Source organism: Streptomyces rhizoryzae, assembly GCF_023155275.1.
GTDB lineage: Bacteria > Actinomycetota > Actinomycetes > Streptomycetales > Streptomycetaceae > Streptomyces > Streptomyces rhizoryzae.
Window position 1 is genome coordinate 33,838 of record NZ_JALMUV010000041.1, and the last position, 25,786, is coordinate 59,623.

Below are 25,786 nucleotides of genomic sequence, written 5' to 3' on the forward strand. Positions count from 1 at the left end.
CGATGCCATGCACGATGGGGGCGCACATCATGACGTACCCCTCGAATCTACGGGAGGACTCGTGGGAGTCAGCCTCAGCAAGGGCGGCAACGTCTCGCTGACGAAGGAAGCCCCCAATCTGACCGCCGTTCTGGTCGGTCTGGGCTGGGACGCGCGTACCACCACCGGTACGGACTTCGACCTGGACGCCAGCGCCCTGCTGACGAATGACCAGGGCAAGGTCGCCAACGACCTCAACTTCGTGTTCTTCAACAACCTCAAGAGCCCCTGCGGCTCGGTGGAGCACACCGGTGACAACACCACCGGCGAGGGCGAGGGTGACGACGAGGCCATCAAGGTGAACCTCGCCGGCGTCCCCGCCGACGTCCACAAGATCGTGTTCCCGGTGTCGATCTACGACGCCGAGACCCGCCAGCAGAGCTTCGGCCAGGTCCGCAACGCCTACATCCGCGTGGTCAACCAGGCCGACGGCAAGGAGCTGGCGCGCTACGACCTCAGCGAGGACGCCTCGACCGAGACCGCCATGGTCTTCGGCGAGCTGTACCGCAACGGCGCGGAGTGGAAGTTCCGCGCCATCGGCCAGGGCTACGCCTCGGGCCTGCGCGGGATCGCGCAGGACTTCGGCGTCAACGTCTGACCGCGCGGCGGAATCGTCTCCGGCGCCGTACACCCCCCGGGGAGTGCGGCGCCGGAGGCGTTTTCCGGGGTGTGCGCGGGCGTCCGCGCCGCGACCTGCGGCGCTCCGGGCGGGCGGGGGCCGACCGGCCCGGCCGGAAAACGCGCGCTCTACACTTCTGGTCAACGTTTCGTAAAGCGCCGCGCGCTGCGCGCGGGGGACCCACACAGAAGGATTGGGTAGGCAGTGCTCCTGAAAACCTTTGGCTGGTCGTTCGCCATCACGGCGATCGGCCTCGGCCTGGCCGGCGTCCTCTGGGGGTGGCAGGGGCTCGCGATCGTCGGGATCCTCTCCATCATGGAGATCTCGCTGTCCTTCGACAACGCGGTCATCAACGCGGGCATCCTGCGCAAGATGAACGCCTTCTGGCAGAAGATCTTCCTCACCGTCGGCATCCTCGTCGCGGTGTTCGGCATGCGGCTGGTCTTCCCGGTCGTCATCGTGGCCCTCACGGCGAAGATGGGGCCGATCGAGGCCGTCCAGCTCGCTCTCAACGACAAGGCGCGCTACCAGGAACTGGTCACCGGCGCGCACCCGGCCATCGCGGCCTTCGGCGGCATCTTCCTGCTGATGATCTTCCTCGACTTCCTCTTCGAGGGCCGCGAGCACACCTGGCTGTCGTGGATCGAGAAGCCGCTCGCCAAGATCGGCAAGCTGGACACCCTCTCGATCATCGTCGCGCTGGCCGTCCTGCTGGTGAGCGCCGTGACGGTGGCGCCGCACGCCGCGCACGGCGGCGGTGACAAGACCACCACGGTCCTGCTGGCCGGGATCGCCGGCCTGATCACCTATCTCGTCGTCGGCGGCATCTCCGGCTACTTCGAGGGCCGGCTGGAGGACGACGAGGCGGAGGAGGCGGACGGCGAGGGCGCGGCCGCGGTGGAGAAGAAGAGCGGCGGGGCCGGGTCCGCGGTGGGCCTGGCCGGCAAGGCGGCGTTCTTCATGTTCCTCTACCTGGAGGTCATCGACGCCTCGTTCTCCTTCGACGGCGTCATCGGCGCGTTCGCCATCACCAACGACATCTTCGCGATGGCGCTGGGTCTGGGCATCGGCGCCATGTACATCCGCTCGCTGACGGTCTTCCTGGTCCGCAAGGGCACCCTGGACGACTACGTCTACCTGGAGCACGGCGCGCACTACGCGATCGGTGCGCTGGGTGGCATCCTGCTCGTCACGATCCGCTACGAGATCAGCGAGGTCGTCACCGGCCTGGTGGGGGTGGTCCTGATCGCGCTGTCCTTCGGTTCGTCGGTGCTGCGCAACCGCCGCGAGGGCAAGTCGGGGCAGGCGCCGTCCGCGCAGGCGGAGGTGCGGTCCGGAGTGTGACGGACCCCTGATTGAGGAACGCTTTCTGCGGGGCGGCCACGGGGACAGCATCCCCGGCCGCCCCGCGTCGGTACGGGCCGGAAGTATGGGGTGGGCAAGGTGTCGTTCCTGGGGAACCTCTGGCGTGGCAACGCGCCGCAGTTCGACGGCGGCGGATCGCACGTCGTCGAGCTGACGAAGCGGAATCCGGTCGTCTCGCTGACCAAGCAGGGGGCGGCCAGCGGGCATCTGCGGGTCAATCTGAGCTGGCAGATGCGGACCTCGGACTTCGGCCAGCGGGGCGGCGTGCGCGCCGGCAGCCTGCTGCGCAATCCGGGCCGGATGTTCAAACCGGAGATCGTGCAGGCCCAGGGGCCGGCGGTGGTCAACGTCGACCTGGACCTGGCCTGCCTGTACGAGCTCAAGGACGGCACCAAGGGCGTGGTGCAGCCGCTGGGCGACTTCCTCGGCGACCTCAACGCCGCGCCGTACGTCAAGCTCAGCGGCGACGACCGGTTCGGCTCCGGGTCCGGTGAGACGCTCTACATCAACCTCGACCACCGGGACGAGATCAAGCGGCTGCTGATCTTCGTCTACATCTACGACGGGACGCCGGCGTTCGACCGCACCCACGCGGTGGTGACGCTCTACCCCAGCTCCGGCCCGCGGATGGAGGTCAAGCTGGAGGAGCGGGCGCCGCAGGCCCGGTCGTGCGCCGTCTTCATGCTGGAGAACGGCAAGGACGGCCTGTCGGTGCGCCGCGAGGTGAAGTACGTCTACGGCTTCCAGGCCGAGCTGGACCGGCTCTACGGCTGGGGGCTCCAGTGGGGCCGGGGCTACAAGTCCAAGGTCTGAGCACCGGCCACCGGGCGCGTCAGCGGCGCTGGAACTGCGGCCCCTGGGGCGGCAGGACGAACGACGGATCGGGCAGGAACGGCTGCGGCCCGGGCGCCGGGTAGCCGTACGCCGGCCCGGGCGGGGGCGGGCCGGGGTAGCCGTAGGCGGGCGGCTGCTGCGGCGGGCCCGGATACCCGTAGGCCGGTGCGGGCGGCTGGGCCGGAGGGGGCGGGACGTGCGCGGGGTAGCCGTAGCCGCCGGTGGGGGCGGGCGGCAGCGGGGCGGCCGAGAAGGGCTCCGGCATCCGGTCCGGTACGTGCTGGGTGACCGCTGCCGGGTCCGAGCGCGGGCCGCCGGGCGGCGGTGCGGTGGCCTCCTCGGGCCAGGCGCCGGGCGGCGGGGAGACCGGGGCGGGCGGCGGCGGGGCGGCCGGGGCGCTCCCGGTGCCGGGCCCGCCCTCGGGGTCCGCGGCGGACGCCTCGGCGGAGGGGGGCGGGGCGGACGGGGAGCCGGTCGGCGGTGACGGCGGCGGGGTGGGAGCGGCCGGGGCCCGCGGGGCGTCCGGAGCGGGTGCGTCCGGTGTGGCGGAAGCCGGGTCGTCCGGTGCCGGCCGGCCGGCTGCGTCCTCGCCCTCCTCGCCCTCCTCGACCGAGATGCCGAACTCCGTGGCCAGGCCGACCAGCCCGGTCTCGTACCCCTGGCCCAGCGCGCGGAACTTCCAGCCGTCGCCGCGGCGGTACAGCTCCCCGCAGATCAGCGCGGTCTCGTCGCCGGTCTCGGGTACCACGTCGAAGACCGCGAGCGGTTCGGCGCCGTCCGCGGCCGCGTCGTAGAGCAGTACCCGCAGGTCCGGAACGCCGCCGAAGGGGCCGCCGTCCGAGGAGGCGGCGAGCACCACCCGGGCCACCGACGCCTCCAGCGGGGCGAGTTCGGCCTCGATGGTGTCGGTCAGGGCGTCCGGCAGCCGGGTCTTGGGCAGGTGCCGGACCAGGCCGCTGGGGTGGCGCGGCTGGTTGTAGAAGACGAAGTCCGCGTCGGAGCGCACGCGTCCGTCCGGCCCCACCAGCAGGGCCGAGGCGTCGACGTCGGGGACGCCGGCGCCCGGCGTCCAGCGCAGGACGGCCCGGACGGCCGTGGCGTCGAGGGGTACGTTCGACCCTTTCAGCATCGCGTGCGTCATGCGGCAATCCTGCCTTCCCTCAGGTCGCGGCCACAACGCGGGGGCCGGGCGCGGGTCCGGGCGGCCACCCGGGGGCCACCGGGCGGACGCTCGCGGGTGGCGGGAAATTCGCGCGGGCGGGAACTTTCGGGACCCCCGCACACGTACGATTACCGGCTGGATCCAGACAGGGAGACGCAGCGGGGTGCCCGGTTCCCGCTTTTCCACGGGGAGTTGTATGCGGCACTTTGGGCATCTTGCACCGGATATCCGGAAGACTCTGTTCCATAAGGAGCCGGTGGAGTTCACCGCCGAGTCCCCCGCCCGCACGCTCGCGGCCGCCCTCGGTGCCACGCTCTACAGCCCCGCCACCCGCCCCCGCCTCGCCGACGACGTGCGCAAGCAGACAGCCCGCGGCGTCATGTCCATGGTGCTCTGCCTGGAGGACTCCATAGGCGACGGCGACGTGGCGGCCGGCGAGGAGAATCTGGTCCGGCAGTTCGCGCTCCTCGACGAGGCCGCCGCCCGCGGCGAGGACCTGCCGCTGCTCTTCATCCGGGTCCGGGCACCGCACCAGATAGCGGACCTCGTGCGCCGGCTGGGCCGCACCGTGCGCCGGCTGTCCGGATTCGTACTCCCCAAGTTCACCGGGGAGCGCGGGGAGCCCTTCCTGGCGGCGCTGGCCGCGGCCGAATCCGCCTGCGGGCGGCGGCTGTTCGCGATGCCGGTGCTGGAGTCCCCGGAACTGCTCCACCTGGAGAGCCGCGCCGCCACCCTGGCCGGTATCGCCCGCACCGTCGGCGCCCACCGCGACCGGATCCTCGCCCTCCGCCTCGGCGTCACCGACTTCTGCGCCGCCTACGGACTGCGCCGTGCCCCCGACATGACCGCCTACGACGTGCAGATCGTCGCCTCGGTGATCGCCGACGTGGTCAACGTCCTCGGCCGCGCCGACGGCACCGGCTTCACCGTCACCGGCCCGGTGTGGGAGTACTTCCGGCTGCACGAGCGGATGTTCAAGCCCCAGCTGCGCCGCAGCCCGTTCCTGGGCCAGGCCGAGGAGCTGCGCACCAGCCTCATCGAGCACGACATGGACGGCCTGCTGCGGGAGATCGCCCTGGACCGCGCCAACGGCCTGACGGGCAAGACCTGCATCCACCCCTCGCACGTCGCCCCGGTGCACGCCCTCTCCGTCGTCAGCCACGAGGAGTACAGCGACGCCACGGACATCCTGCGGCCCGAGCGCGGCGACGGCGGAGTACTGCGTTCCGCCTACACCAACAAGATGAACGAGGTGAAACCGCACCGCGCCTGGGCCGAGCGGACGCTGCTGCGCGCCGAGGCGTTCGGCGTGGCGCGGGAGGACGTCGGCTTCGTGGAGCTGCTGACGGCCAGCCTCCAGCCGGCCTGACCGGCACGGGGGCGGACGGCAGCGGGAGACGGATGCGGAACGGCAACGACGGCACGGCAGAGGGCAGGACGGACGGCATGGCGGACGGCAGGGAAGGCGGCATGGACGAGGGCACGGACGGCACCGGCGGCGCGGACGGCGCCCGGCGCGCGGCGGAGCTGATACCGCCCGCCGGGTGGACGGGGGAGTGGGTCGCCCGGCGGCTCGGGGTCGCGCTGACCGGCGACGAGCGGCTGCCCGGACTCCTCGGGCTGGCGCTGCGGCGCAACCCCCGCCGCGCCCACCTGCTGGTCTCCAACGTCCTGGGCAAGCACGTACCGCAGCGCCCGGACGTGGTGCACGGCGCCGGCGTCCGGCTCGGCCGCCGCGTCCGGGAGCTGCTCGGCGACGCCGACGCCGCCCGCGCCGTCGTGCTGGGCTACGCCGAGACCGCCACCGGCCTGGGCCACTCGGTCGCCGACGGGCTGGCGCTCGCCCCCTACCTGCACTCCACCCGGCGCCCGGTGCCCGGCGTCCGGCCCGCCGCCGGATTCGAGGAGGAGCACAGCCACGCCACCTCCCACCTGCTGCTCCCCGAGGACCCCGGGCTGCTCGCCGGCGACGGCCCGCTGGTCCTGGTGGACGACGAGTTCTCCACCGGGCGGACGGTCCTGAACACCATCGACGCGCTGCACGCCCGCCACCCGCGCCGGCGGTACGTCGTCGTCGCCCTGGTGGACATGCGCGGGGACGAGGACCGGGCGCGGCTGACCGCGTTCGCCGGCCGCCTGGGCGCCCGCGTCGACCTGGTCGCCCTGGCCTCCGGCGGGGTCCGCCTGCCCGACGGCGTCCTGGAGCGCGGCCGGGAGCTGGTCGCCGCCCACGAGGAGGAGCCGCCGCCCGCGCCCGCCGCCGGCCGCGCCCCGCGCGCCGTCCGGATCGACCTCGGCTGGCCCGCCGGGCTCCCCGACGGCGGCCGGCACGGCTTCACCCCCGCGCACCGCGCCCTCCTGGAGGAGCACCTGCCGGCCATGGCCGCCCGCATCGCGGACCGCCTCGGCGGCGCCCGCCGCATCCTCGTCCTCGGCAGCGAGGAGCTGATGTACGCCCCGCTGCGCCTGGCCGGGGCGCTGGACGCTCACCTCGCCGGGACCGGCGCGGCCGTCCGCTTCTCCACCACCACCCGCTCCCCGGTGCTCGCCGTGGACGACCCCGGCTACGCCCTCCGCACCCGGCTCGCCTTCCCCGCCCACGACCGGCCCGCCGACGGGCCGGGGGAGCGCTACGCCTACAACGTCGCCCCCGGCCGCGGCCAGGACCGCCGCTTCGACGCCGTCGTCGCGGTCGTCGACTCGGCCGGCGACCGCCCCGAACTCCACGCCCCCGGCGGCCTCCTGGACCGGCTCGCCGACCACACCGACCGGCTGCTGCTCGCCGTCGTCCCCTCCTACACCCCGCCGCGCGCGCTGCCCGCCCCGCTGCGCGGCCCCGCCTTCTCCTCGTACGCGCCCGACGAGGTCGGCTGGCTGCTCCAGGACCTGTCCGGGGTCACCCTGGAGGCGCCCACCGAGGAGCGCGAGGAGGCGATCCAGCGCGGCGGCGCGCACTACGCCGAGTCGCTGCCGGTCGAGTACCAGCCCGACGAGGAGTACCAGGCGCTGTTCCGCACCGCGCTGCGCGGCTCCGCGGACCGGATCGCCCGCGCCGTCGGCACGGTCACCGAGACCGTCCTCGCCGAACGGGGCCCCCGCCCCGTACTGGTCTCGCTGGCCCGGGCCGGCACCCCCGTCGGCATCCTGATGCGCCGCTGGGCCCGGCACACCCGCGGCCTGGACCTTGCGCACTACGCCGTCTCCATCGTCCGCGGCCGGGGCATCGACACCACCGCCCTGCGCTGGCTCGCCGCCCACCACGACCCGCGGGACGTGGTCTTCGTGGACGGCTGGACGGGCAAGGGCGCCATCACCCGCGAACTGGCCGGCGCGCTCGCCGCCCCGGAGTTCGCCGGCTTCGACCCGCGGATCGCGGTGCTCGCCGACCCCGGCGGCTGCGTCGACACCTACGGCACCCGCGACGACTTCCTCATCCCCTCCGCCTGCCTGAACTCCACCGTCTCCGGGCTGGTCTCGCGCACCGTGCTCCGCGCCGACCTGGTCGGGCCGGACGACTTCCACGGCGCGAAGTTCTACCGCGAGCTGGCCGGCAGCGACCTGTCGGCGGAGTTCCTGGACACCGTCAGCGCCCGCTTCGGCGCGGTCACCGGCGCGGTCGCGGCCGATGTCCGGGAGCTGACCGCCGCCGACCGCACCCCCACCTGGGCGGGCTGGGCGGCCGTCGCGCGGATCAGCGAGGAGTACGGCATCCACGACGTCAACCTCGTCAAGCCCGGGGTCGGCGAGACCACCCGGGTCCTGCTGCGCCGGGTCCCCTGGCGGATCCTGGCCCGGCGGGGTGCCGGGTCCGACCTCGACCACGTCCGGCTGCTGGCCGAACGGCGCGGGGTGCCCGTCGAGGAGGTCGGCGAACTCCCGTACACCTGCGTGGGGTTGGTCCACCCCCGCTACACCCGCGGCGCCACCGGCGCGGACGGCAGGGCGGTGGCGGCCCGATGACCGCGCCCGCGCCGCTGGTCGCCAGCGACCTCGACCGCACCCTGATCTACTCGGCCCCCGCCCTGCACCTCACCGGCCCGGACGCCGCCGCCCCCCGGCTGCTGTGCGTCGAGGTCTACGAGGGCCGGCCGCTGTCCTACCTGACCGAGACCGCCGCCGGGCTGCTGGCCGCACTGGCCGGCCGCACCACCTTCGTACCGGCCACCACCCGCACCCGGGAGCAGTACGGGCGCATCCGCCTCCCCGGCCCGCCCCCGGCGTACGCGGTCTGCGCCAACGGCGGCCACCTCCTCGTCGGGGGCGCGTCCGACCAGGACTGGCAGCGCACCGTCGCCGCCCGCCTCGCCGCCCGCTGCGCGCCCCTGGCGGAGGTCCGCGCGCACCTGCTGCGCACCGCCGATGACGCCTGGCTGCGCAGCGCCCGCACCGCCGAGGACCTCTTCGCCTACCTCGTCGTGGAGCGGCCGCTGCTGCCGGACGGGTGGGTCGCGGAGCTGGCCGGCTGGGCCGAGCCGCGCGGCTGGACGGTCTCCCTCCAGGGCCGCAAGCTCTACGTCGTACCGCAGCCGCTCACCAAGAGCGCGGCGGTCGCCGAGGTGGTCCGCCGCACCGGCGCCGGCGGCTTCCTCGCGGCCGGCGACTCGCTGCTCGACACCGACCTGCTGCTGGCCGCGGACCGCGCCTGGCGCCCGGGCCACGGCGAACTGGCCGACACCGGCTGGCAGGCCGCGCACGTCACCGCGCTGACCGAGCGCGGGGTGGCCGCGGGCGAGGCGATCGTCCGCGCGTTCCTGGCCGGTACGGAGCCGCAGCGCGCCTGCTGAGCGGGCCGGGGAGCCGGCCGTAGGCTGCCCCCGACCAGGGAGGAGAGCCGTGCCCGAGCCCAAGAACACCCCGCTCACCCCGGAGCTGTACGCCTACGTCCTCGCGCAGAACCCGCCGCTGGACCCCGCGCTGCGGGCGCTGGCGGACCGCACCCGCGAGCGGTTCCCGGACGCGGCCGGGATGCTGTCGGCACCCGAGCAGGCACCGCTGCTGGCCTTCCTCGTGCGGCTGACCGGGGCCCGCCAGGTGGTGGAGGTGGGCACCTTCACCGGCTTCGCCACGCTCGCCATGGCCCTGGCGCTGCCCGCCGGCGGGACGGTGCTGACCTGCGATGTCTCCGAGGAGTGGACCGCGTGCGGGCGGGAGGCGTGGGCGGCGGCCGGGGTGGCGGACCGGGTCCGGCTGCGGCTCGGGCCCGCGCTGGAGACCCTCCGGTCCCTGCCGTCCGCGCCGCACCTGGACCTGGTGTACCTCGACGCCGACAAGGGCGGCTACATCGGCTACTGGGAGGAGCTGGTGCCACGGCTGCGCCCGGGCGGCCTGCTGGTCGCGGACAACGTCCTCTACGGCGGCGAGGTCACCGACCCCGCGGCGTCCGGATCCGCGCTGGCGATCCGGGAGTTCAACGAGCACGTCCGCCAGGACGCGCGGACGGAGGCGGTCCTGCTCACCGTGGCCGACGGGGTGACCCTGGCCCGCAAGCGGTAGACCCGCCGCGCGGTCCGTGCGCGGCGGGCCGGTCGGGTCAGCCGCAGCAGCCGCCTCCGCAGCAGCCGCCGCCCCCGCCGCCGCGCGGGGCCGCGGACGGGCCGGGGCCGGACGCGGTCCCGCCGACGGCGACGGTGGACAGCAGCTTGACGGTGTCCTCGTGGCCCTCGGGGCAGACGGCCGGGGCGGACGACTCGGCCATCGGCCGGTTCAGCTCGAAGGTGGTCCCGCAGGGGCGGCACCGGTACTCGTAACGGGGCATGGCCACAGGCTAACCGGGGGCGCGCCGCGGGGCGTACGAGCGGCCGGGGCATGTTCGGCCCTCTTGCGCGGTCCGCCTCACCATTCGGCGAACGCGCCGTCGTCGTACCGCCGGACCGGGTTGCGCCAGGTGTGGCCGCCCGCCGCGTCCGCGGCCCGCACGGCCGCCTCGTCCACGTCCACCCCGAGCCCCGGGCGGTCGGTGCGCAGCAGCGCGCCGCGGTCGAAGAGGAACGGCGCGGGGTCGGCGACGTAGTCCAGGAGTTCGGCGCCGCGGTGGTGGTGCGGGCCCGGCGACTGCTCCTGGATGAGGAAGTTCGGGGTGGTGAAGACCACTTGGAGGCTGGCGGCCAGCGCGACCGGACCGAGCGGGCAGTGTGGGGCGAGCAGGGCGCCGTAGGTCTCCGCCAGCGCGGCGATCCGGCGCAGCTCGGAGATGCCGCCGGCGTGTGAGACGTCGGGCTGCACCACCGCGACGCCGGCGCGCAGCGGAGCCGGGAACTCACGGCGGGTGCTGAGGCATTCACCCAATGCGAGGGGAATGGTGGACGCGGCGACGAGAAGGGGGAGGGCGTGGGGCGTGCTCGGGAGCACCGGCTCCTCGGCGAACAGCGGCGCACAGTCCGCCAGCAGCGGCACGGCCGCCCGGACGGGCTCGGCCCGCCCCTCGACCACCGGCTCGCCCCAGCCCACCACGCCCTCGTCGGTCTCCACACGGACGAACAGCCGGCGGGGCGGGGCGAGGAAGGTCTCGATCCGGCTGATCTTCGTCGAGGGCGTCATGGCGCGGGGACCGTCCTTCCGGAGAGGGGTGTCCACCCCTCCGTCTACCCGCCCCGGGCCTGTTCCGCGCGCCGGACGGCAGACGCGACTTTGCGGGCACCCCCTGGCTAGGGGTGCTCGCGCGCCGACTTGTCCAGCAGCTCCAGCATCGCCATGTACGCCCCGTCCAGATCCCGGTCCCGTACGGCCTCGGCCACCGCCGCGTGGATCGCGTGCGGATGCTCGAAGGCGCCGCCCGAGGCGTACACCTCGCGGCCGCGCTGGATGATCACCGGCACGATCACCCGGTGCATCTGCGCGTAGAAGCGGTTGTTGGAGGCGAGCAGCACCGCGGTGTGGAAGGAGGCGTCGGCGCGGATGAGCAGCACCGGGTCGTCCTCGGTGGCGGACATCGCGCCGAGCGCGGCGCCGATCGCTTCGAGGTCGTCGTCGGTGCGGCGCTCCGCGGCCAGCGCGGCCGCCGCCGGTTCGATGGAGCGCCGGAGTTCGAGCACATCGGCGTAGAAGTCGGAGGAGGCGCCGGCCGCCAGCTTCCAGCGCAGCACGTCGGAGTCGAGGAGGTTCCAGTCCTCGCGGGGCCGGACGTAGGTGCCGTGGTTCTGCCGGGTGGCGAGCAGGCCCTTGGTGGTGAGGACCTTCACGGCCTCGCGCAGCACGGTCTGGCTGACGTCGAGTTCCGCCATCAGCTCCGGCATGCCCAGCACGTCGCCCTCGCCGTAGCGGCCCTCGAAGATCCGCTTGGCGAGCACCTCGACGGCCGCGCCGTACGGTCCGCCGCCCGCGTGCGAGGCGGGGTTCCCCAACTGCCCCATGGTCGCTCCCACTTGCCCGTATCCCGGCTCCGGCCCGGCCGCGGGGCCCGGAGGCGGCCGGACCGCCTCGGTGCGGTCCGGCCCGCCGGGTGCGCCGCCCGGCCCCCCGGGTCACGTCCGGGCCGCCGCCGGGCCCGGCCTCATGCCCCGGCCGCCGCCGGGCCCCGCCTCACAGCTCCTCGGGGCTGCCGGCCGGCGGCGACGCACCGGGCCGCGGGCCGGCGCCCGGCACGCCTTCCTTACCGGCCCGCTCCGCACCGGGCGCGCCGGTGGTCTCGGCGTGCGCCCCTGCATAGTGGTGCGGGCCGGTGTGGCTGGTGCCGGGGCCGAGCGAGCCGAGCCCGCCGTGCCAGGCGCCCTGCATCTTCGCCCGGGCCGACTGCCGCCCGGCGGTCATCCCGGACACCGGGTGCAGCTCCCCGCTGTCGAACCGCGCGGCCTCCTCCGGGTGCCGCGTCCGCCAGTACGGGTTGTCGTGCGGCAGCCCGCCGCTGACCCGCCCGTACATCCCGAAGACCAGCAGCAGCAGCCCCACCACGAAGCTGAACAGCACGTTCTGGATCTTGAAGGCGAGGAAGTTGGCGTCGGTCTGGAGCAGCCCCAGGTTCACGAACCCGCTGAGCAGGAAGAGTCCGCCGAGCACGATGTTGAGGGTGGAGGCGAAGTTACCGCCGAGCACCATCCCGGCGAAGAGCAGCGCGCCGACGACGATCGAGATCACGCTCAGCGAACCGTTGGTGTTCAGCCCGGCCACCGTCGCGCCGCCGGTGTCGAAGAAGCCGATGTTGTCGGTCAGCCCGAGGATGCCGAAGGCGACCAGCACCAGCCCCATCAGCCCGGCCCCGATGCGGTAGACCCGGCTCAGCCGGTGGTCGACGGGCAGGTGCTCGTTGATCTGGGTGCGGCGCCGCTTGGCCTTGCGGAGGGGGTTGGCGGGCTTGTGCAGGACGTGGCCAGTCGCACCGGTTGCCATCTTCGGCCTCCTTCGCGCAGAGGAGCCGCCGGGGGCGTACGCGCTCCGTACTCGCTCCAGACTCCAGCATCCGACAGGGCGCCGGTTCGTGCCATCGCGGGCGGAAGGGCGGGCTCCGGCCCCTCAGCCTCCGCCCGCCGCCGGGCCCGCGCCGCCGCGTTCGTCGCGGATCTCCTGGACGACCCGGGCCGCGGTCTCCCGGACCGCTTCCGTCTCGGTCAGGAAGTGCCACCAGTCCGGGTGCCGCCCCGCCAGCCCGGCGACCGCGCGGTCCAGCCGCGCCACCGCCTCGTCCAGCGGCCCGGCATGTCGCGGATCCGGCGTGCTGCGGCCGGCCATCGCCAGCCGCTGGGCGTCCCGGACCGCGAAGCGGGTGCGTTCGACCTCCTGCTGCCGGTCCGCCGCCACCGCGTCCAGCCGGCGCAGCCGGTCGCCGGCCGCCGACACCGCCTCGTCGGTGGTGTTGAGCAGCGCCCGTACGGTGGCCAGCTTGGCGGTGGCGTCCGCCCAGCGCTGCTCGGCCCGCGCCTGTCCGGCCTCCTGGAGCGCCCCGCGGGCCTGCTCCACCGACGCGGCCGCCCGCTCCGGCACGTGCTGGAGGTCCTGCCAGCAGGCCGCGCTGTACCGCCGGCGCAGCTCGCTGAGGACCGGGGCGACCTGCTGGGCGCGGGTGGTGATCGCCTCCGCGCGGGTGCGCAGTGACACCAGCCGCTTGTCGATCTCCGCCGCGGTCTGCGGCAGCCGCTCGGCCTCCGACCGGATCGCCCCGGCCTGCCGCTGCACCTCCTCCGCCCGCCGGAGGGTGGCCGGTACGCCGTGCTGCCCGGCGCCCTCGTTGAGTTTGGTCAGCTCCGGGCCGAGCGCTGCCAGCCGAGCCGCGAGGTCATCGGCTCGCAGGCCCTGGCCCCGGACGGCGTCCAGCGCGTTGCTGGCCCCGAGCAGCGCCTGCCGGGCCCGCTCCACGGCCGGGGCGACCCGGGCCAGCTGCGTCTCGGCGTTGTCGAGCAGCGGCGCCAGGCTCTGCGCGAACCAGTCCAGCTCCCCGCGGACCCGCTCCAGCTCCTCCCGGGCCCGGGTCAGATCGGCCCGCGCCCGCGCCAGCGCCGCGCCGTCGATCTCGTCCCGGTCCAGGTCGTGGGAGTCGACGGCGGTGATGTACCCCTGGCTGACCCGGTCGATCCGCTGCCCGAAGCTCTCGTACTCCACCGCGGCCTGCCGCGCCCGCGCGGAGTCGTCCACGGCGGTGATCGTCTCCACCGAGATCCGCAGGTCCCGGTGGGCGGTGTCCAGGTCGTAGAAGGCCGCGGCGGCGGCGTCCTTGGCGGCCTGCGCCTCGGCCCGCTGGCTCTCCGCGCGCCCGCCGAACCACCGGCGGGTCCCGCCCCCGGTGAACGCCATCGGCGCCACCGCCGCCAGCAGCGGCAACGGCAGCAGGGCCAGACCCAGGACCTCACCGGCCGCCCGGCGGACCCCGCCCCGGCGGCCGCGACGGCGGTCCCGCCGCCCGGACGGCCGCGGCTGCGGCTGCGTGTGTGTCGCCGTCACATCCCTCTCCCGATCGGATCGCCCCAGGGCAGGCTGACATTCTCCCACCCGTCCAAACGAACATCCCGACCGGTAAGTTCACGCCCCGCCCACCCGGTCGCCTCCGCCCGCCACGTCCCCTTTCCGCCCCCGCCCGCCCCCGTCCGCCCCTCGGCCACGGGTTTGCAGTCCCGGCCCCAGGGCAAGGTAGTCTGTCGGCTCGGCCCAGGGCGCATAGCTCAGCGGTAGAGCGCTGCTCTTACAAAGCAGATGTCGGCGGTTCAAATCCGTCTGTGCCCACGTACGCGACCGTGAGGTCGGCGGCCCCTTGCTTATCCGAGCAGGGGGCCGTTTTCGTGATCGAAGACTACGGGGACCGCCTGCCCGAAGGGCTGTGCGGGCCGCCGAATCGTGGCAGAGCGAGGACGCGCGGCAGCTCACCGGCGCGGGCCGTCTGGTTGCCCGCCACGACCACGCGGACGCCTGCTCCCCGCAGCGCCGCGAGAGCCGGCCGCACATCGGGGTAGAGATCCGACTCCTCCAGCAGCTCCCCGTGGCCGGCCCGCTCCATCGCGGCGCGCTCGGCCTCGATGTCGATGCCCGGCCGAACGAGCCGCAGAGCGTCCGCGTTGTCCCGGCCTTGCGCAACCACCGCACCGACCAGAGCCGACAGCGTGTGCCGGTTGACGCCGAGCCAGTCGGCCCACGCGCCCCACCCGCGGTCGTCGCTGATGAGGGTTTCGCCGACGTCGAATGCCACTGCACGGATCATGCGGTCAGCCTACGGTGGGGCTTCCCCCGGCCATTGGCGGTGCTCGGGCGTGCGTTCCGTCCCATGGCGGCCACGTGTGGCCCTGAGGCGGCTCCCGATCGGGGGCCTTTGGTGTTTGCGCGGGGATGTGTATCGTAGGTACTGACTTGAAGTTTCAAGTAAATTCTCTGGGCGTAATTACCGCGGGTGCGGTCGGGTCGCGGTGGGCCGGGCCGGTGTGCGGTGGGCGCCGGGAAAGAGCACGGATCATGACTACGTCCCGCACGTCCGGGGCCGGCCGCACCGGTGGTGCGGTGCGGTACGCCCCCGGTCTTCGAGGTGTGGACGCCGGGCTGCTCCTGCTGCGGCTGGTCGTCGGGCTGACCATGGCGGCGCACGGTGTCCAGAAGCTGTTCGGCTGGTTCGGCGGGCCCGGGCTGGGGCCCACCGGGCAGTACTTCGCGGCGAACGGCTATCCGGCCGGCCGGCCGATGGCGCTGCTCGCCGGTCTGACCGAGACGGTCGGCGGGCTCGGACTGGCCCTCGGGCTGCTGACGCCGCTCGCCGCCGCGGGCGTGATCGGCGTGATGGTCAACGCGCTGGGGCTGCGCTGGGGCGGCGGTTTCTTCGCGCCGCAGGGCGTGGAGTACGAGGTGGTGCTGCTCGCCGCGGCCGGTGCGCTGGCGCTGACCGGGCCCGGGCGCTGGTCCCTCGACCGCTTCCTGCCGGGGCTGCGCGCCCACCGGCTCGTCCACGGGGTGGCGGCGGTGGTGCTGGGGGTGGCGGCGGGGCTGGTGGTGCTTCTGGTGCTGCGCCGCTGAAGGAGCGTTCCGTCCGGGAGCCGGGCGGGGAACGAGACGGGGAACGAGAAGAAGGAAGAACGGAGGGTTGATGTCCGTACGGCGGCTCAATCACGCGGTGCTGTACATCCGGGAGGTGGCCCGGTCGGTGGCGTTCTACACCGAGGTGCTGGGGTTCACGGTCGATGTCGAGATCCCGGGGCGGGCGGCGTTCCTCAGCGCGCCCGGGTCGCACAACGACCACGATCTGGGGCTGTTCGCGGTGGGCGCGGGCGCGCCCGGGCCGGAGCGCGGCCGGATCGGGCTGTACCACCTGGCCTGGGAGGTCGGCTCGCTGGGCGATCTGGCGGCGGTGGAGGCGCGGCTGCGGGAGCGGGACGCGCTGGTGGGCGCCACCGACCACCTGGTCTCGAAGTCGGTCTACGCCCGGGACCCGGACGGGAACGAGTTCGAGGTGATGTGGCGGGTGCCGCGCGAGGACTGGCCGGGGCCGGACGTGGCGGACCGGCTCCGGCCGCTCGACCTGCCGGCGGCGCTGGAGCGCTGGGGCCCGGACCTGCTGACGGGCGCGGCGGCCGGCTCGGCCACCTGAGGCGGGGAAGCGGGGGAGGGCGGGCGTGGTCGCCGAGGACCGCGCCCGCCCTCCGGCCCGGCCGCGGGGCGGTGGAACGGGCCCGGGCGTCAGGGGCCGGTCGGGGGGACGGGGTCGCCGGCGGCCGGGCGGGTCCGGGCGGCCCAGCGCTTCTCCACGCCGCCCAGGCGCCAGTACGCCAGCGCCGCCGCCCACACCACGACGAACAGGCCGACGATGACGAAGCCCGCGTTGTCGAGGTCGAGGGAGGAGATGCCCTCGGTCACCGGGTCGGTGAGGCCGAGCTTGTCGTGCAGCACGGTCACCAGCTCGATGGTGCCGATGAAGAACGCGACGGCGATCGACAGGCCGGTGATGGTGAGGTTGTAGTAGACCTTGCGCACCGGGTTGGAGAACGCCCACTGGTACGCGAAGTTCATGAACGTGCCGTCCAGGGTGTCGAACAGGCTCATCCCGGCGGCGAACAGCAGCGGCAGGCACAGGATCGCGTACCAGGGCAGGCCCGCCGCGGCGCCGCTGCCCGCCATCACCATCAGCGTCACCTCGGTCGCGGTGTCGAAGCCCAGGCCGAAGACGAACCCGAGCGGGAACATCTGGCCGGGGCGGCTTATGGACCGGGTGAACCGGCCCAGGAAGCGGTTCATGAAGCCGCGCGACTCCAGCCGCTGCTCCAGTTCCGCCTCGTCGTACCGGCCGCCGCGCATCCCCCGGAAGACCCGCCAGATCCCGGCGAGCGCGACGAGGTTGAGGGCCGCGATGAGGTAGAGGAAGGTGCCCGAGACGGTGGTGCCGACGGTGCCCAGGACCTGGTGGGTGCGGGAGTCGTCGTTGAGCAGGGTGCCGGCGAGCCGGGTGCCGCCGGCCACCAGCGCGGCCAGTGCGAAGACCACGCTGGAGTGGCCGAGCGCGAACCAGAAGCCCACCGAGACCGGCCGTTTGCCGTCGGCCATCAGCTTGCGGGTGGTGTTGTCGATCGCCGCGATGTGGTCGGCGTCGAAGGCGTGCCGCATGCCCAGGGTGTACGCGGTGATGCCGAGGCCGGCGCCGTAGACCTGGCTGCCGACGGTGTAGTGGCCCGGCACGACCAGCAGGAACAGCACGCCGAAGGCGACGGCGTGCAGGGCGGCGATCACGGACATCAGGCCCGCGGTGCGGACCGTATCGCGGCGTTGCCACCGGAACGACCCGGTGGAGCCGGGTATGCCGGGGAAGGGGGTGTTGCGGGGAGAAGGGGAATTGTCCGGGGTATCGGTGGACAGGGCCATCCGGCCATCACGCTCCAGCACCTCGTGGATGATTTCGTGAGATGCCGTGGCCGGTCTCCTGGCTTACGGGTGCACGCGTCCGCCCCGCCTTCCCGGCCGCAGGCTGCGGTCAGTGGCCTCCGCCCGCGCGGGCGCGCGGACGGAAGAGGGACGGAAACTCCCCGATCACAGTGGCGAGGGCCGCGCCGGCCTGGGACACGAGGTCCTGCACCGGTCTTCCCGAACACCACGGCCCGGTCACTCTAGCGGGCACCGGCGAGAACGGGCCATGCCGCCGTCCGGGACCGGGGGCGGCGGCCCGGCCGGGCGGCGCCGGGTCAGAGCGCCAGAGACGCCAGGAAGGCGTGCAACTCCCCGTCGAAGAGCGGGGTGTTCTCCAGATTGACCATGTGGCCGGCGGCCGGGACGCGGATCCGCCGGGCGCCGGGCACCGCCAGGGCTATGGCGTGGGCGTTCGCGGAGATGTCGGCGGCGTCCAGGTCGCCGTCGAGGACGGTGGTCGGCACCCGGATCTCGCCGAGGCGGTCGAAGGCGCCGACCTCCAGCGGTATACCGGCGCCCGCCCCGTCGGCGTGCACCTCGACGTTGGCGGCCGCGCAGGCGCGCATCCGCTCGCGGAAGCCGGGGTGCACGGCGGACGGCGCGCGGTGCGGCCCGTCCACCCACAGCCGCAGGAAGTGCTCCACATAGCGCTCCGCGCCGTCCGGTTCGCCGATCGCGGCGACCTGCTCGCGGATGTGCCCCAGGACGAACGGGTCGGTGAAGGCCCGGCCGCTGATGCCGGGGGAGGCCAGGAAGAGGGCGGCGACCCGCTCCGGGTGGGCCAGCGCGGTGTCCAGCGCGACCCGGGCGCCGTGGGAGAGGCCGACGAGCGCGGCGCGCGGCACGTCCAACGCGTCCAGCAGGGCCGCCAGGTCGTCGTGGTTGGCCCAGTCGCCGGTGACGGTGGAGGACAGGCCGTGGCCCCGGGAGTCGTAACGGATCACCCGCAGGCCGGAGTTGACCAGCCAGGCGAACTGCTCGTCCCACATGTGCTGGTCGAGCATCCCGCCGTGCAGCAGCACCACCGCGGGCCCCGACCCGGGCCCGGCCGTCTCGTAGAACAGCTCGCCGTCCTCGACCGGCACGGTGCCGTTGTCGATCTCGGACCAGGCGTGGAAGTCGTGCGTCATTCTGCGGGCCGTTCTGTGCGGGGCGGGCGGGCGGGCGGTCGGCGGGGCGGGCGCCGGTGCGGCGTCCGGTGCGGCGGCCGCCCGCTCGGGCGGGACGCCGCGTCCCCCGGGAGGAACGTGCGAGGCGCGCGTGCGGTGCCGGACATTCTCGCCGGTCCGGTCCGGTCCGGTCCGGTCCGGTACGCCGCGGCGCCCGGCCTGTTGGACGGTGTTCCGGTCCGGTGGCGTTCCCCGAGGGCTCGGCGGGCGGTCCCCGGCGGGTCAGCCGGGCAGTGGGGGCGGGGCCTCGCCGTCGTCGAAGGAGACGACGAGGTCGGCCCGGGCCCGGGTGGCCGCCACCAGGCGGGCGTTGGCCTCGTCGGAGGTGCGGACGAATTCCTCCGCGTCGGTGCGCGGGCGCCCGAACCGCTCGTGCCGGGCGATCAGCCGCCGCACCCGCTCGGCCGGGTCCAGCTCCACGTACCAGGCTTCGTCGAGCAGTTCGCGGATCGGCGTCCAGGGGTCGGAGTGCAGCAGGAGGTAGTTGCCCTCGGTGAGGACGAGCGGGATGTGCGGCGCCACCGGGATGCTGCCGGCGACCGGGTCCTCGATCCGGCGGTCGAAGGCCGGGGCGTAGACGGGCGTGCCCGGTTCCGGGGTGCGCAGGCGGGCCAGCAGGGCCGCGTACCCGGCGGCGTCGAAGGTGTCCGGGGCGCCCTTGCGGTCCGCCCGGTCCAGCCGGCGCAGCTCCGCCGCGGCGAGGTGGAAGCCGTCCATCGGGACGAGCACGGCCTGGCCGGTCAGCTCCGCCGCGAGCCGGGCGGCGAGGGTGGACTTGCCGGCGCCCGGCGGGCCGGCTATCCCGAGCAGCCGCCGCCGGCCGGGCGTCGCGGAGGCGGCGAGCCGGCGGGCGCGGGCGACGAGGTCGTCGAGGTTCATGATGGGACCATCGTGCCTGATGGGCGCGGGGGGCGGCCCGGGTACCCGGGAGGCCGGCGGGCCGGCGCCCGATTCCGCCCGGTGTGCGGCCAGTAGCATCGGCGGGGTGCCCCCTCCCTCGCCTGCCTCCGCCCCGCAGCGCCGTCCGCGCGCCGACGCCGAACGCAACCGCGGCCGGGTGCTGGACGCCGCGCGGCAGGTCTTCCGGGAGCGCGGCGACGAGGCGCAGATGCCCGAGATCGCCCGGGCGGCGGGGGTCGGGATCGGCACGGTCTACCGCCACTTCCCCAGCCGGGCCGCGCTGATCGCCGCGGTGGGGGAGCAACGGCAGGAGGAGATCGTCGCGTTCGGGCGCAGCCGCTGCCTGGGCTGTGCGACCGCCGCGGAGGGGCTGGTGGCCTACCTCACCCACATCGGCGAGGTGCTCAGCGCCGAGCGCGGGCTGTCCGCGGCCCTGGAGGCGGCGTTCGGGTCCACCGAGCCGGCCGGCCGGGGCCGGGCGGGCGCCGAGGAGGTCGCCGGCCGGCTGCTGGCCCGCGGTAAGGACGAGGGCTCGGTCCGGGCCGACGCCGAGGTGGCGGACCTGGTGATGGCGGTGTGCGGACTGGCGGCGGTGATCCGCACCGGCGCCGGGGACTGGCGCCGCTACGTCCGCACGGTGTGCGCGGGGCTGCGGCCCTGACGCGGCCGCGGCCCGCCCGGCCCGTTCACCCCCGATCGCTCAGTCCGCCGCCGCGCCCAGCCGCCACAGGGACGTGACCTCGGCGGCGCGGGCCGCGTGCAGCGGGTCGGCGGTGTCGCGGGCGCGGGGGTGGCGGGGCGCGATGTCGAGCCGGCCGAGGACGGTCAGGCCGCCCCGGGCGAAGGCGTCGAGGAGCTCCGCGCGGGGCCGCAGACCGAGGTGCTCGGCCAGGTCGGACAGGATCAGCCAGCCCTCGCCGCCCGGGGCCAGATGGCCGGCCAGACCGGACAGGAAGCCGTGCAGCATGCGGTTGCCCGGGTCGTAGACCGCGTGCTCCACCGGGGAGGTCGGTTTGGCGGGCACCCAGGGGGGATTGCAGACCACCAGCGGGGCCCGGCCGGCCGGGAAGAGGTCGGCCGCGACCACCTCCACCCGGTCCGCGACGCCCAGCCGCGCGGTGTTCTCCCGGGCGCAGGCCAGCGCCCGCGGGTCCTGGTCGGTGGCCACGATCCGGCGGACGCCGCGGCGGGCCAGCACCGATGCCAGCACCCCGGTGCCGGTGCCGATGTCGAACGCCAGGTCCAGGGCGGGCAGCGGGGCCTTCGCCACCAGGTCGACGTACTCGCCGCGCGCCGGGGAGAAGACGCCGTAGTGCGGGTGGATGCGGTCGCCGCCGAGCGCGGGGATCTCCACGCCCTTGCGGCGCCACTCGTCGGCCCCGATCAGGCCGAGGAGTTCGCGCAGGGAGACCAGGGACGCGGTGTCCTGGGCGGAGCCCTGCGGGGCGGGCTCCGGCGGGCCGTAGGCGCGGGCGCACGCCTCGCGGACGTCGGGGGCGCGCGGCAGCCGGACGGCGAGGTCGGCGTCCAGCGGGACCAGCACCATGCCCAGGATGCGGGCGCGCTGGTTCTGGGCGGCGCGGTGCAGGTGGAACGCCTGGGTGGGGTCGGCGGGCGGGGTCCGGCGCGGGCGCCGGTCGACCCGCCGGGCCAGCGCCGAGAGCAGCTGGCGGGCGTTGTGGTAGTCGCCGCGCCACAGCAGCGCGGTGCCCTCGCAGGCCAGCCGGTAGGCGTCGGCGGCCCGGGTGCGGTCGTCCGCGACGACGATCCGCCGGGGCGGCCGGGCGCCGTTCTCCGAGCGCCAGCGGGCGGTGAGGACCTGATCGTCCTCGGTCCATTCGACGACCGGGGGGTGGTTCACCGCAGTGTGCCTCGTGTGAGTGGTTCGGGCCCGCGCCCTCCGGGGGCGCCGGGGCGGCGCCGCGACCCGTTGCGGGCGGGGGCCGGGTGGTGGACGTCCGACTCTACTCCGTTGCGGGGGCGGGCCCTTCGGCCCGGTCTCCGCCCCCGGTGCGAGGGGCAGGGTGGAGAGAGCCGCCCGGCACGGGCCATACCGGGCCGCACCCGGGGGTACGCGGGCGTACGCAGTCGTAGGCGGAGCCACTCGGTACGGAGCGGAGGCGGAGATGGACACCTTGCCGGTCATCGTCGGTGTGGACGGGTCCCCGGACAGCGAGCGGGCGGTGCGCTGGGCGGCCGGCGCGGCCCGGGCGCGCTCGGCGCCGCTGTGGGTGGTGCACGTCTGGCCGCACGGCGGCGGGGAGCGGGAGCGGGCGGCCGGGGACGCCGTGCTGGCGGCCCTGAAGGACCGGCCGTACCTCGCGGACCTGCCGGACGTGGAGCTCCGCGGGCTGGACGGCATGGCCGACGCCCAGCTGCCCGCCCTCGGGGACGAGGGACAGCTGCTCGTCCTGGGTTCCCGGGGCCGCGGCGGCTTCGCCAGCCTGCTGCTCGGCTCCAACGGGCTGGCCTGCGCGGCCCGGTCCGCCTGCCCGGTCGTGGTGGTGCCGCGCCCGGACCGGGCCGGCACCCGGCGCGGCCCGGACGGCGAGGCGGTGGCGCCACCGGAGCGGCAGGTGACCCTCGGGGTGGACGCGGGCGCCGACGAGCCGGCCGGGGTGGGGTTCGCGTTCGCCGAGGCCGCGCGCCGGGGCGCCCGGCTGACCGTGGTCTCCGGCTACACCTGGCCGATGCTGCTGCCGCCCGCCTTCGAGTACGCGGCGGTGTACGAGTCCACGCAGGAGGAGTACGAGGAGGCGCTCGGTCTCCGGCTGGCGGACGTGCTCGCGCCCCACCGGGACCGGTACCCGGGCGTGGAGGTGGCGGTCCGGCTGCGTGGCGAGGACGCCGCGGGCCAGCTGGTGGCGGCCTCCGAGGAGAGCGATCTGGTGGTGGTGGCCCGGCACCGGCGGCGGCTGCCGGTCGGCCCGCGGCTGGGGTCGGTGGCGCACGCCGTGCTGCTGCACGCGGTCTGCCCGGTCGCGGTGGTCCCGGCGACCGCGGAGGAGGACGCCGGCGGCGCGGCCGGGGCGGCCGGCGGCTCCGGGATCGCCCCGGCGGCCTGACGGCGGCGGGCGGCGGTCAGCTCCCGGCGGTCTCCCGGGCCGGGCGCCGGACGACGTAGGCGGCGGCCGAGCCCGCGGCGAAGAGCGCCAGTACGGAGAGGGCGGTGCTCACCCAGGACGTGCCGAGCCAGTGGCCGCCGAAGTAGCCCAGGCTCACGCTGTACGCGGCCCAGACCAGGCCGGCCAGCGCCGACCACGGCAGGAACTCGCGCACGGTCCGGTGGGCGACCCCGGCGCCCAGGCTGACCACCGAGCGCCCGGCCGGCGCGAAGCGGGCCAGCACGACCAGGCCGCCGCCGCCCCGGGTGAGCGCCGCGCCCAGCCGCTGCTGGGCGGCGGACAGCCGCCGGGAGCGGCCGATGGCGCGGTCGAAGCGGTCGCCGCCGCGCCGGGCCAGCCGGTAGGCGACCAGGTCGCCGAGGACCGAGGCGGTGGCCGCGCACAGGACCAGGGCGGCCATCTGCGCGAAGTGGTTCCCGGCGCGGACGGAGGAGGCGACGTCGGCGGCGGTGCCGGAGCCGGCGGCCGTGGTGGCCGCGGTGACCACCAGGACGCCGCTGGGCAGGATGGGCAGGAAGACGTCGAGGACGACCGAGAGGCCGACGACCACATAGACCCACGGGGTGCCGCTCAGCGACCCCAGGCTTTCCACCAACGTCTTGCTCCCGGTCCGGACCCCGCCGCGACGTCGCTCGGTGCGGCAGGGGCGGCACTACAGCCATACAGCGTACGCCTGGTCCGGGGCCGCGGCGTGCCGGTCAGGCGGCGCTGGGCTCGCGCTCGGCCAGGGGCGCCGGGCGCTGCTCCTGGGTGCCGAAGAAGAGCCGGTCCAGCGCCCAGGCGCCGGGGCCGGTGAAGACGATCAGCAGGAAGGCCCAGCAGAACATGGCGGCCGCCTCGCCGCCGTTCTGGAGCGGCCACAGCGCGTGCGGCTGGTGCATCGTGAAGTAGGCGTAGGCCATCGAGCCGGAGCTGATGAACGCCGCGGCGCGGGTGCCCAGGCCCAGGAGCACCAGGAGGCCGCCGGCCAGCTGGATGACCGCCGCGTACCAGCCGGGCCAGCTGCCGGCCGGGACGGCGTGGCCGGTGCCCATCGCGCCGCCCAGGACGCCGAAGAGCGAGGCCGCGCCGTGGCAGGCGAAGAGCAGGCCGGTGACGATGCGGAAGAGCGCCAGGGCGTGCGGCGTGGATTTCTGGGTGAAGGAGCTCAGGGGAGCGGACATGGGGTCTCCTTGGTCGGTCCGGACGAGCGGAACGCGGGGGACGGCGCAGCCGCCGGAGAGTCGTAGATTAGGACCCCCTAACCAATACTTGCAAGTTCAACATTTGGAATAGGGTCCTTATTGGTCCGGACCAATAGGGGGTGGGGGCGCGCCCGCGGCCCGCAGCGCCGCCCGCGCCACCGCGTCGGTGTCGGCCAGCGTGACCGATCCCACGCCCGGCCGCGCGCCCGCGGCGGTCACCCAGTGCACCCCCTCCGTCGGCACCCCGACCGCGAACCGCCGCGGATGCGGCCGCCCGTCGGCCCCGAGGACGTGGTACGGGCTCGGCGACACGTCCAGGCCGCCGGTCCGGTAGCCGTCCACGGTGTGCGGCCGGCAGCCGCCGTCCGCCAGCAGGCGGGCCAGCAGCGGGTCCCCGGTGCGCCGCAGGTCCGGCTCCGGCAGCCGGGCCTCTATCAGGGCCGGCGCGGTGACCTGCGACCCCGGGACGGCCGGGGAGTGCGCCGTGAAACCGGGCGCGCCGCCGTCCGCACCGCCGGTCCGTATCTCCGTACGGGGGCCGAGCACCTCCAGCACCCCCGCCTCGATGAGCGCCGCCATCTCCGCGATCCGGCGGCGCGGCGGGCCGATGGACAGGAAGGCGTTCAGCGGGGTGTACCAGCGGTCCAGGTGGTCGCGGCGGGAGGCGCCGGTCAGCCCGCCGTGGTCGACGATCTGCCGCAGCTCGTTGCGCAGGTCCCGCAGCACGTCCAGGGCCGCCTTGACCGGGCCCGCGACGTTGCCCTGCCGGGCGTGCGCCAGATCGGCCCGCAGGTGGTCCAGCAGCCAGCCGTGGAACGCCGCCGGGCCGGCGAACGGCTCCCGCGGGTACGGCCGGGCGAGCCGCTCCCAGTCCCAGCGGTCACCGGGCGCCACCCCGAACGCGTCCAGGGCGGCGGCCTCCTCGGGTCCCCGGTGCGCGCAGGCCAGGAAGCGCTCCCGGAAGCGGTCCCGGGCCGCGCCGTCCGGTGTGCCGCGGGCGGCCAGCAGCGCCTCGTAGTAGACCGCCTCCACCTCCTTGGCCACCAGGGGCCAGACCTCGGCGCGGAAGTCCGGCGGCTCCCCGGCGTCCGCGCGCTTGCGGAACGCCGCGATCACGTCCGCGGTGAGCAGCAGCGGGAGGTGGCGGCCGTGCGCGCCCTTGGCGTTGTCGCCGCGTGCGTGGTACGGGACGCCGCGCCGGGAGCCCGCGTAGAGCCGGGGCTCGCGGCCGGACGGCCGGTAGACCAGGGCGCCGCCCGGCCCCCGCGTGAACCGGCCGCCGCGGCCCGCGGTCAGCAGCGCCAGGTGGTCGAAGAAGTTCAGTCCGAGGCCGCGCAGCAGCACCGGGCGGCCCGGCGGCAGGGCGGCCAGCTCGGCGGTCAGGTCCGCGGGGTTGGCGGGCGGCAGGTAGTGCAGGCCGTGGGCGGCGGCGTAGGCGGCCAGCCGGCGCTGCGCGGCGTCCGGGCGGGTGGGCAGGTGGCCCTGGGCCAGTACCACCGCGCCCAGGCCGGCCAGCGTGTGCCCGTTGTCCAGGGTGAGCGCCTGGGTGCCGTCGGCGGCCTCGGCCAGGCGCACCGCGCGGGCCCGGTGCACCACGACCGCGACGCCCTCCGGTGCGGTCCGCACGGTGCGCCGGAACACCCACTCCAGATAGCGGCCGTACAGTGCGCGCCCCGGATAGTCGTCCGGGCCCACGTCGCAGCCGTCCCACTCGTACAGGCTCGGGCCCGGCCGCACCGGGCCCGCGCAGGCCACGCTGGCGTCGGTGAACAGGGTGACCTGCGACGCCACGGTGTTCATCAGCAGCACCCCGGGCTGGTCGGGGCGCCACACCTGGCCGGCGCCGGGCGGCGCGGGGTCGATGACGTGCACGGTCAGGCGGGTGCCCGGGGCGAGGCCGGCGGCCGAGGCGCAGAGCCGCTCCAGGACGCTCGTCCCGCGCGGTCCGGCGCCGACGACGGCGAGGGCGGCGGCCGGGCGGCCGGGGCGGTCGGCGGGGTGGGCGGCGGCCAAGGCGGCTCTCCCTGGGGCGGCGGACGGCCGGCGCGCGGGAGGGCGCGCCGGCCGTCGAAGGGGCGGACGACGGCAAAGGT

23 protein-coding genes, 1 tRNA gene, 2 pseudogenes and 1 riboswitch are annotated in these 25,786 nt (G+C 75.4%); of the genes and pseudogenes, 12 read left to right on the forward strand and 14 right to left on the reverse strand.

The annotated features are described in order from the left end of the window. Window positions 1–61 precede the first annotated feature (61 nt). The 3 genes from MUU72_RS27110 (at window position 62) to MUU72_RS27120 (ending at window position 2,836) form a co-directional block, all read left to right on the forward strand. Window positions 62–637, forward strand: coding sequence for a TerD family protein (locus tag MUU72_RS27110; RefSeq protein ID WP_066973772.1), 576 nt, complete (start codon window positions 62–64; stop codon window positions 635–637). A 225-nt stretch (window positions 638–862) separates the two neighbouring features. After that, window positions 863–2,002, forward strand: a complete 1,140-nt coding sequence (locus MUU72_RS27115) for a DUF475 domain-containing protein (protein ID WP_248016042.1) — start codon at window positions 863–865, stop codon at window positions 2,000–2,002. A gap of 99 nt (window positions 2,003–2,101) precedes the next feature. Continuing rightward, the gene (locus MUU72_RS27120) at window positions 2,102–2,836 is read left to right on the forward strand and encodes a TerD family protein (protein WP_248016043.1); all 735 of its coding nucleotides are present in this window, start codon (window positions 2,102–2,104) and stop codon (window positions 2,834–2,836) included. A 19-nt stretch (window positions 2,837–2,855) separates the two neighbouring features. Here the strand turns inward: MUU72_RS27120 and MUU72_RS27125 are convergent, their stop codons facing one another. Then, window positions 2,856–3,998: a TerD family protein gene (locus MUU72_RS27125; protein WP_248016044.1), complete on the reverse strand. Its 1,143-nt coding sequence runs from the start codon at window positions 3,996–3,998 to the stop codon at window positions 2,856–2,858. Between the two features lie 217 nt (window positions 3,999–4,215). Here MUU72_RS27125 and MUU72_RS27130 point away from each other — a divergent pair, with 217 nt between their 5' ends. The 4 genes from MUU72_RS27130 (at window position 4,216) to MUU72_RS27145 (ending at window position 9,512) form a co-directional block, all read left to right on the forward strand. Next, a complete protein-coding gene (locus MUU72_RS27130) occupies window positions 4,216–5,388 on the forward strand; it encodes an HpcH/HpaI aldolase/citrate lyase family protein (RefSeq protein ID WP_248016045.1) in 1,173 nt (390 codons plus the stop codon). Window positions 5,389–5,489: 101 nt separating this feature from the next. After that, window positions 5,490–7,979 (forward strand): phosphoribosyltransferase, encoded by a 2,490-nt coding sequence (locus MUU72_RS27135; protein WP_248016046.1) that lies wholly within the window; start codon window positions 5,490–5,492, stop codon window positions 7,977–7,979. After that, window positions 7,976–8,803, forward strand: coding sequence for an HAD family hydrolase (locus MUU72_RS27140; RefSeq protein ID WP_248016047.1), 828 nt, complete (start codon window positions 7,976–7,978; stop codon window positions 8,801–8,803). Before MUU72_RS27135 ends, MUU72_RS27140 begins: the two co-directional genes overlap by 4 nt. A gap of 49 nt (window positions 8,804–8,852) precedes the next feature. Then, window positions 8,853–9,512: an O-methyltransferase gene (locus MUU72_RS27145; RefSeq protein WP_248016048.1), complete on the forward strand. Its 660-nt coding sequence runs from the start codon at window positions 8,853–8,855 to the stop codon at window positions 9,510–9,512. Window positions 9,513–9,549: 37 nt separating this feature from the next. Here MUU72_RS27145 and MUU72_RS27150 read toward each other — a convergent pair whose 3' ends face one another. The 5 genes and pseudogenes from MUU72_RS27150 to MUU72_RS27170 all read right to left on the reverse strand — a co-directional run bounded on the left by MUU72_RS27150 (window position 9,550) and on the right by MUU72_RS27170 (window position 13,886). Next, entirely contained in the window at window positions 9,550–9,774 is a 225-nt protein-coding gene (locus MUU72_RS27150) for an FmdB family zinc ribbon protein (RefSeq protein WP_248016049.1), read from the reverse strand. A gap of 77 nt (window positions 9,775–9,851) precedes the next feature. Beyond that, window positions 9,852–10,433 (reverse strand): annotated as a pseudogene (locus MUU72_RS27155) (enolase C-terminal domain-like protein); the annotation flags it as partial. A gap of 230 nt (window positions 10,434–10,663) precedes the next feature. Beyond that, complete coding sequence (locus MUU72_RS27160; protein WP_248016051.1) at window positions 10,664–11,368, reverse strand: FadR/GntR family transcriptional regulator; 705 nt, start codon at window positions 11,366–11,368, stop codon at window positions 10,664–10,666. A gap of 169 nt (window positions 11,369–11,537) precedes the next feature. Then, window positions 11,538–12,341 carry a DUF4383 domain-containing protein gene (locus tag MUU72_RS27165; RefSeq protein ID WP_248016052.1) on the reverse strand — a complete coding sequence of 268 codons (804 nt, stop codon included), beginning with the start codon at window positions 12,339–12,341 and terminating at the stop codon, window positions 11,538–11,540. A gap of 123 nt (window positions 12,342–12,464) precedes the next feature. Then, window positions 12,465–13,886 carry a coiled-coil domain-containing protein gene (locus MUU72_RS27170; RefSeq protein WP_372503265.1) on the reverse strand — a complete coding sequence of 474 codons (1,422 nt, stop codon included), beginning with the start codon at window positions 13,884–13,886 and terminating at the stop codon, window positions 12,465–12,467. Window positions 13,887–14,093: 207 nt separating this feature from the next. On the opposite strand from MUU72_RS27170, the gene MUU72_RS27175 reads away from it, so the two are divergent. Then, window positions 14,094–14,165, forward strand: a tRNA-Val gene (locus MUU72_RS27175). A 112-nt stretch (window positions 14,166–14,277) separates the two neighbouring features. Here MUU72_RS27175 and MUU72_RS27180 read toward each other — a convergent pair. After that, a pseudogene (locus MUU72_RS27180) lies at window positions 14,278–14,637 on the reverse strand (HAD family hydrolase); the annotation flags it as partial. A 248-nt stretch (window positions 14,638–14,885) separates the two neighbouring features. On the opposite strand from MUU72_RS27180, the gene MUU72_RS27185 reads away from it, so the two are divergent. Continuing rightward, complete coding sequence (locus MUU72_RS27185; protein WP_248016053.1) at window positions 14,886–15,437, forward strand: DoxX family protein; 552 nt, start codon at window positions 14,886–14,888, stop codon at window positions 15,435–15,437. 70 nt (window positions 15,438–15,507) lie between these two features. Then, the gene (locus MUU72_RS27190) at window positions 15,508–16,008 is read left to right on the forward strand and encodes a VOC family protein (RefSeq protein ID WP_248016054.1); all 501 of its coding nucleotides are present in this window, start codon (window positions 15,508–15,510) and stop codon (window positions 16,006–16,008) included. 89 nt (window positions 16,009–16,097) lie between these two features. Here MUU72_RS27190 and nicT read toward each other — a convergent pair whose 3' ends face one another. The 3 genes from nicT to MUU72_RS27205 form a co-directional block, all read right to left on the reverse strand. Beyond that, complete coding sequence (gene nicT / locus MUU72_RS27195; protein WP_282504738.1) at window positions 16,098–17,273, reverse strand: Nickel transporter NicT; 1,176 nt, start codon at window positions 17,271–17,273, stop codon at window positions 16,098–16,100. A 31-nt stretch (window positions 17,274–17,304) separates the two neighbouring features. Further along, a riboswitch (cobalamin riboswitch) is annotated at window positions 17,305–17,519 on the reverse strand. Between the two features lie 71 nt (window positions 17,520–17,590). Next, window positions 17,591–18,445, reverse strand: coding sequence for an alpha/beta fold hydrolase (locus MUU72_RS27200; protein WP_248016056.1), 855 nt, complete (start codon window positions 18,443–18,445; stop codon window positions 17,591–17,593). A 261-nt stretch (window positions 18,446–18,706) separates the two neighbouring features. After that, window positions 18,707–19,363, reverse strand: a complete 657-nt coding sequence (locus MUU72_RS27205) for a nucleoside/nucleotide kinase family protein (protein WP_248016057.1) — start codon at window positions 19,361–19,363, stop codon at window positions 18,707–18,709. Between the two features lie 106 nt (window positions 19,364–19,469). On the opposite strand from MUU72_RS27205, the gene MUU72_RS27210 reads away from it, so the two are divergent. Then, complete coding sequence (locus MUU72_RS27210) at window positions 19,470–20,045, forward strand: TetR/AcrR family transcriptional regulator (protein ID WP_248016058.1); 576 nt, start codon at window positions 19,470–19,472, stop codon at window positions 20,043–20,045. 39 nt (window positions 20,046–20,084) lie between these two features. Here MUU72_RS27210 and MUU72_RS27215 read toward each other — a convergent pair whose 3' ends face one another. Next, window positions 20,085–21,245, reverse strand: a complete 1,161-nt coding sequence (locus tag MUU72_RS27215; RefSeq protein WP_248016059.1) for a methyltransferase — start codon at window positions 21,243–21,245, stop codon at window positions 20,085–20,087. Between the two features lie 265 nt (window positions 21,246–21,510). Here MUU72_RS27215 and MUU72_RS27220 point away from each other — a divergent pair, with 265 nt between their 5' ends. Beyond that, window positions 21,511–22,449 carry a universal stress protein gene (locus tag MUU72_RS27220; RefSeq protein WP_248016060.1) on the forward strand — a complete coding sequence of 313 codons (939 nt, stop codon included), beginning with the start codon at window positions 21,511–21,513 and terminating at the stop codon, window positions 22,447–22,449. Window positions 22,450–22,465: 16 nt separating this feature from the next. Here MUU72_RS27220 and MUU72_RS27225 read toward each other — a convergent pair whose 3' ends face one another. The 3 genes from MUU72_RS27225 to MUU72_RS27235 all read right to left on the reverse strand — a co-directional run bounded on the left by MUU72_RS27225 (window position 22,466) and on the right by MUU72_RS27235 (window position 25,706). Beyond that, window positions 22,466–23,104, reverse strand: a complete 639-nt coding sequence (locus MUU72_RS27225) for a DedA family protein (protein WP_248016061.1) — start codon at window positions 23,102–23,104, stop codon at window positions 22,466–22,468. Between the two features lie 103 nt (window positions 23,105–23,207). Further along, window positions 23,208–23,672: a DoxX family protein gene (locus tag MUU72_RS27230; RefSeq protein WP_248016062.1), complete on the reverse strand. Its 465-nt coding sequence runs from the start codon at window positions 23,670–23,672 to the stop codon at window positions 23,208–23,210. 117 nt (window positions 23,673–23,789) lie between these two features. Continuing rightward, the gene (locus MUU72_RS27235) at window positions 23,790–25,706 is read right to left on the reverse strand and encodes an FAD/NAD(P)-binding protein (protein WP_248016063.1); all 1,917 of its coding nucleotides are present in this window, start codon (window positions 25,704–25,706) and stop codon (window positions 23,790–23,792) included. Window positions 25,707–25,786 lie beyond the last annotated feature (80 nt).

Excerpts from the sequence above, each read along its gene's own strand:
- MUU72_RS27125 (WP_248016044.1), bottom strand. The coding sequence starts at position 3,998 with ATGACGCACGCGATGCTGAAAGGGTCGAACGTACCCCTCGACGCCACG.
- MUU72_RS27130 (WP_248016045.1), top strand. The coding sequence starts at position 4,216 with ATGCGGCACTTTGGGCATCTTGCACCGGATATCCGGAAGACTCTGTTC.
- MUU72_RS27135 (WP_248016046.1), top strand. The coding sequence starts at position 5,490 with ATGGACGAGGGCACGGACGGCACCGGCGGCGCGGACGGCGCCCGGCGC.
- MUU72_RS27140 (WP_248016047.1), top strand. The coding sequence starts at position 7,976 with ATGACCGCGCCCGCGCCGCTGGTCGCCAGCGACCTCGACCGCACCCTG.
- MUU72_RS27150 (WP_248016049.1), bottom strand. The coding sequence starts at position 9,774 with ATGCCCCGTTACGAGTACCGGTGCCGCCCCTGCGGGACCACCTTCGAG.
- MUU72_RS27160 (WP_248016051.1), bottom strand. The coding sequence starts at position 11,368 with ATGGGGCAGTTGGGGAACCCCGCCTCGCACGCGGGCGGCGGACCGTAC.
- MUU72_RS27165 (WP_248016052.1), bottom strand. The coding sequence starts at position 12,341 with ATGGCAACCGGTGCGACTGGCCACGTCCTGCACAAGCCCGCCAACCCC.
- MUU72_RS27185 (WP_248016053.1), top strand. The coding sequence starts at position 14,886 with ATGACTACGTCCCGCACGTCCGGGGCCGGCCGCACCGGTGGTGCGGTG.
- MUU72_RS27190 (WP_248016054.1), top strand. The coding sequence starts at position 15,508 with ATGTCCGTACGGCGGCTCAATCACGCGGTGCTGTACATCCGGGAGGTG.
- nicT (WP_282504738.1), bottom strand. The coding sequence starts at position 17,273 with ATGGCCCTGTCCACCGATACCCCGGACAATTCCCCTTCTCCCCGCAAC.
- MUU72_RS27200 (WP_248016056.1), bottom strand. The coding sequence starts at position 18,445 with ATGACGCACGACTTCCACGCCTGGTCCGAGATCGACAACGGCACCGTG.
- MUU72_RS27205 (WP_248016057.1), bottom strand. The coding sequence starts at position 19,363 with ATGAACCTCGACGACCTCGTCGCCCGCGCCCGCCGGCTCGCCGCCTCC.
- MUU72_RS27220 (WP_248016060.1), top strand. The coding sequence starts at position 21,511 with ATGGACACCTTGCCGGTCATCGTCGGTGTGGACGGGTCCCCGGACAGC.
- MUU72_RS27230 (WP_248016062.1), bottom strand. The coding sequence starts at position 23,672 with ATGTCCGCTCCCCTGAGCTCCTTCACCCAGAAATCCACGCCGCACGCC.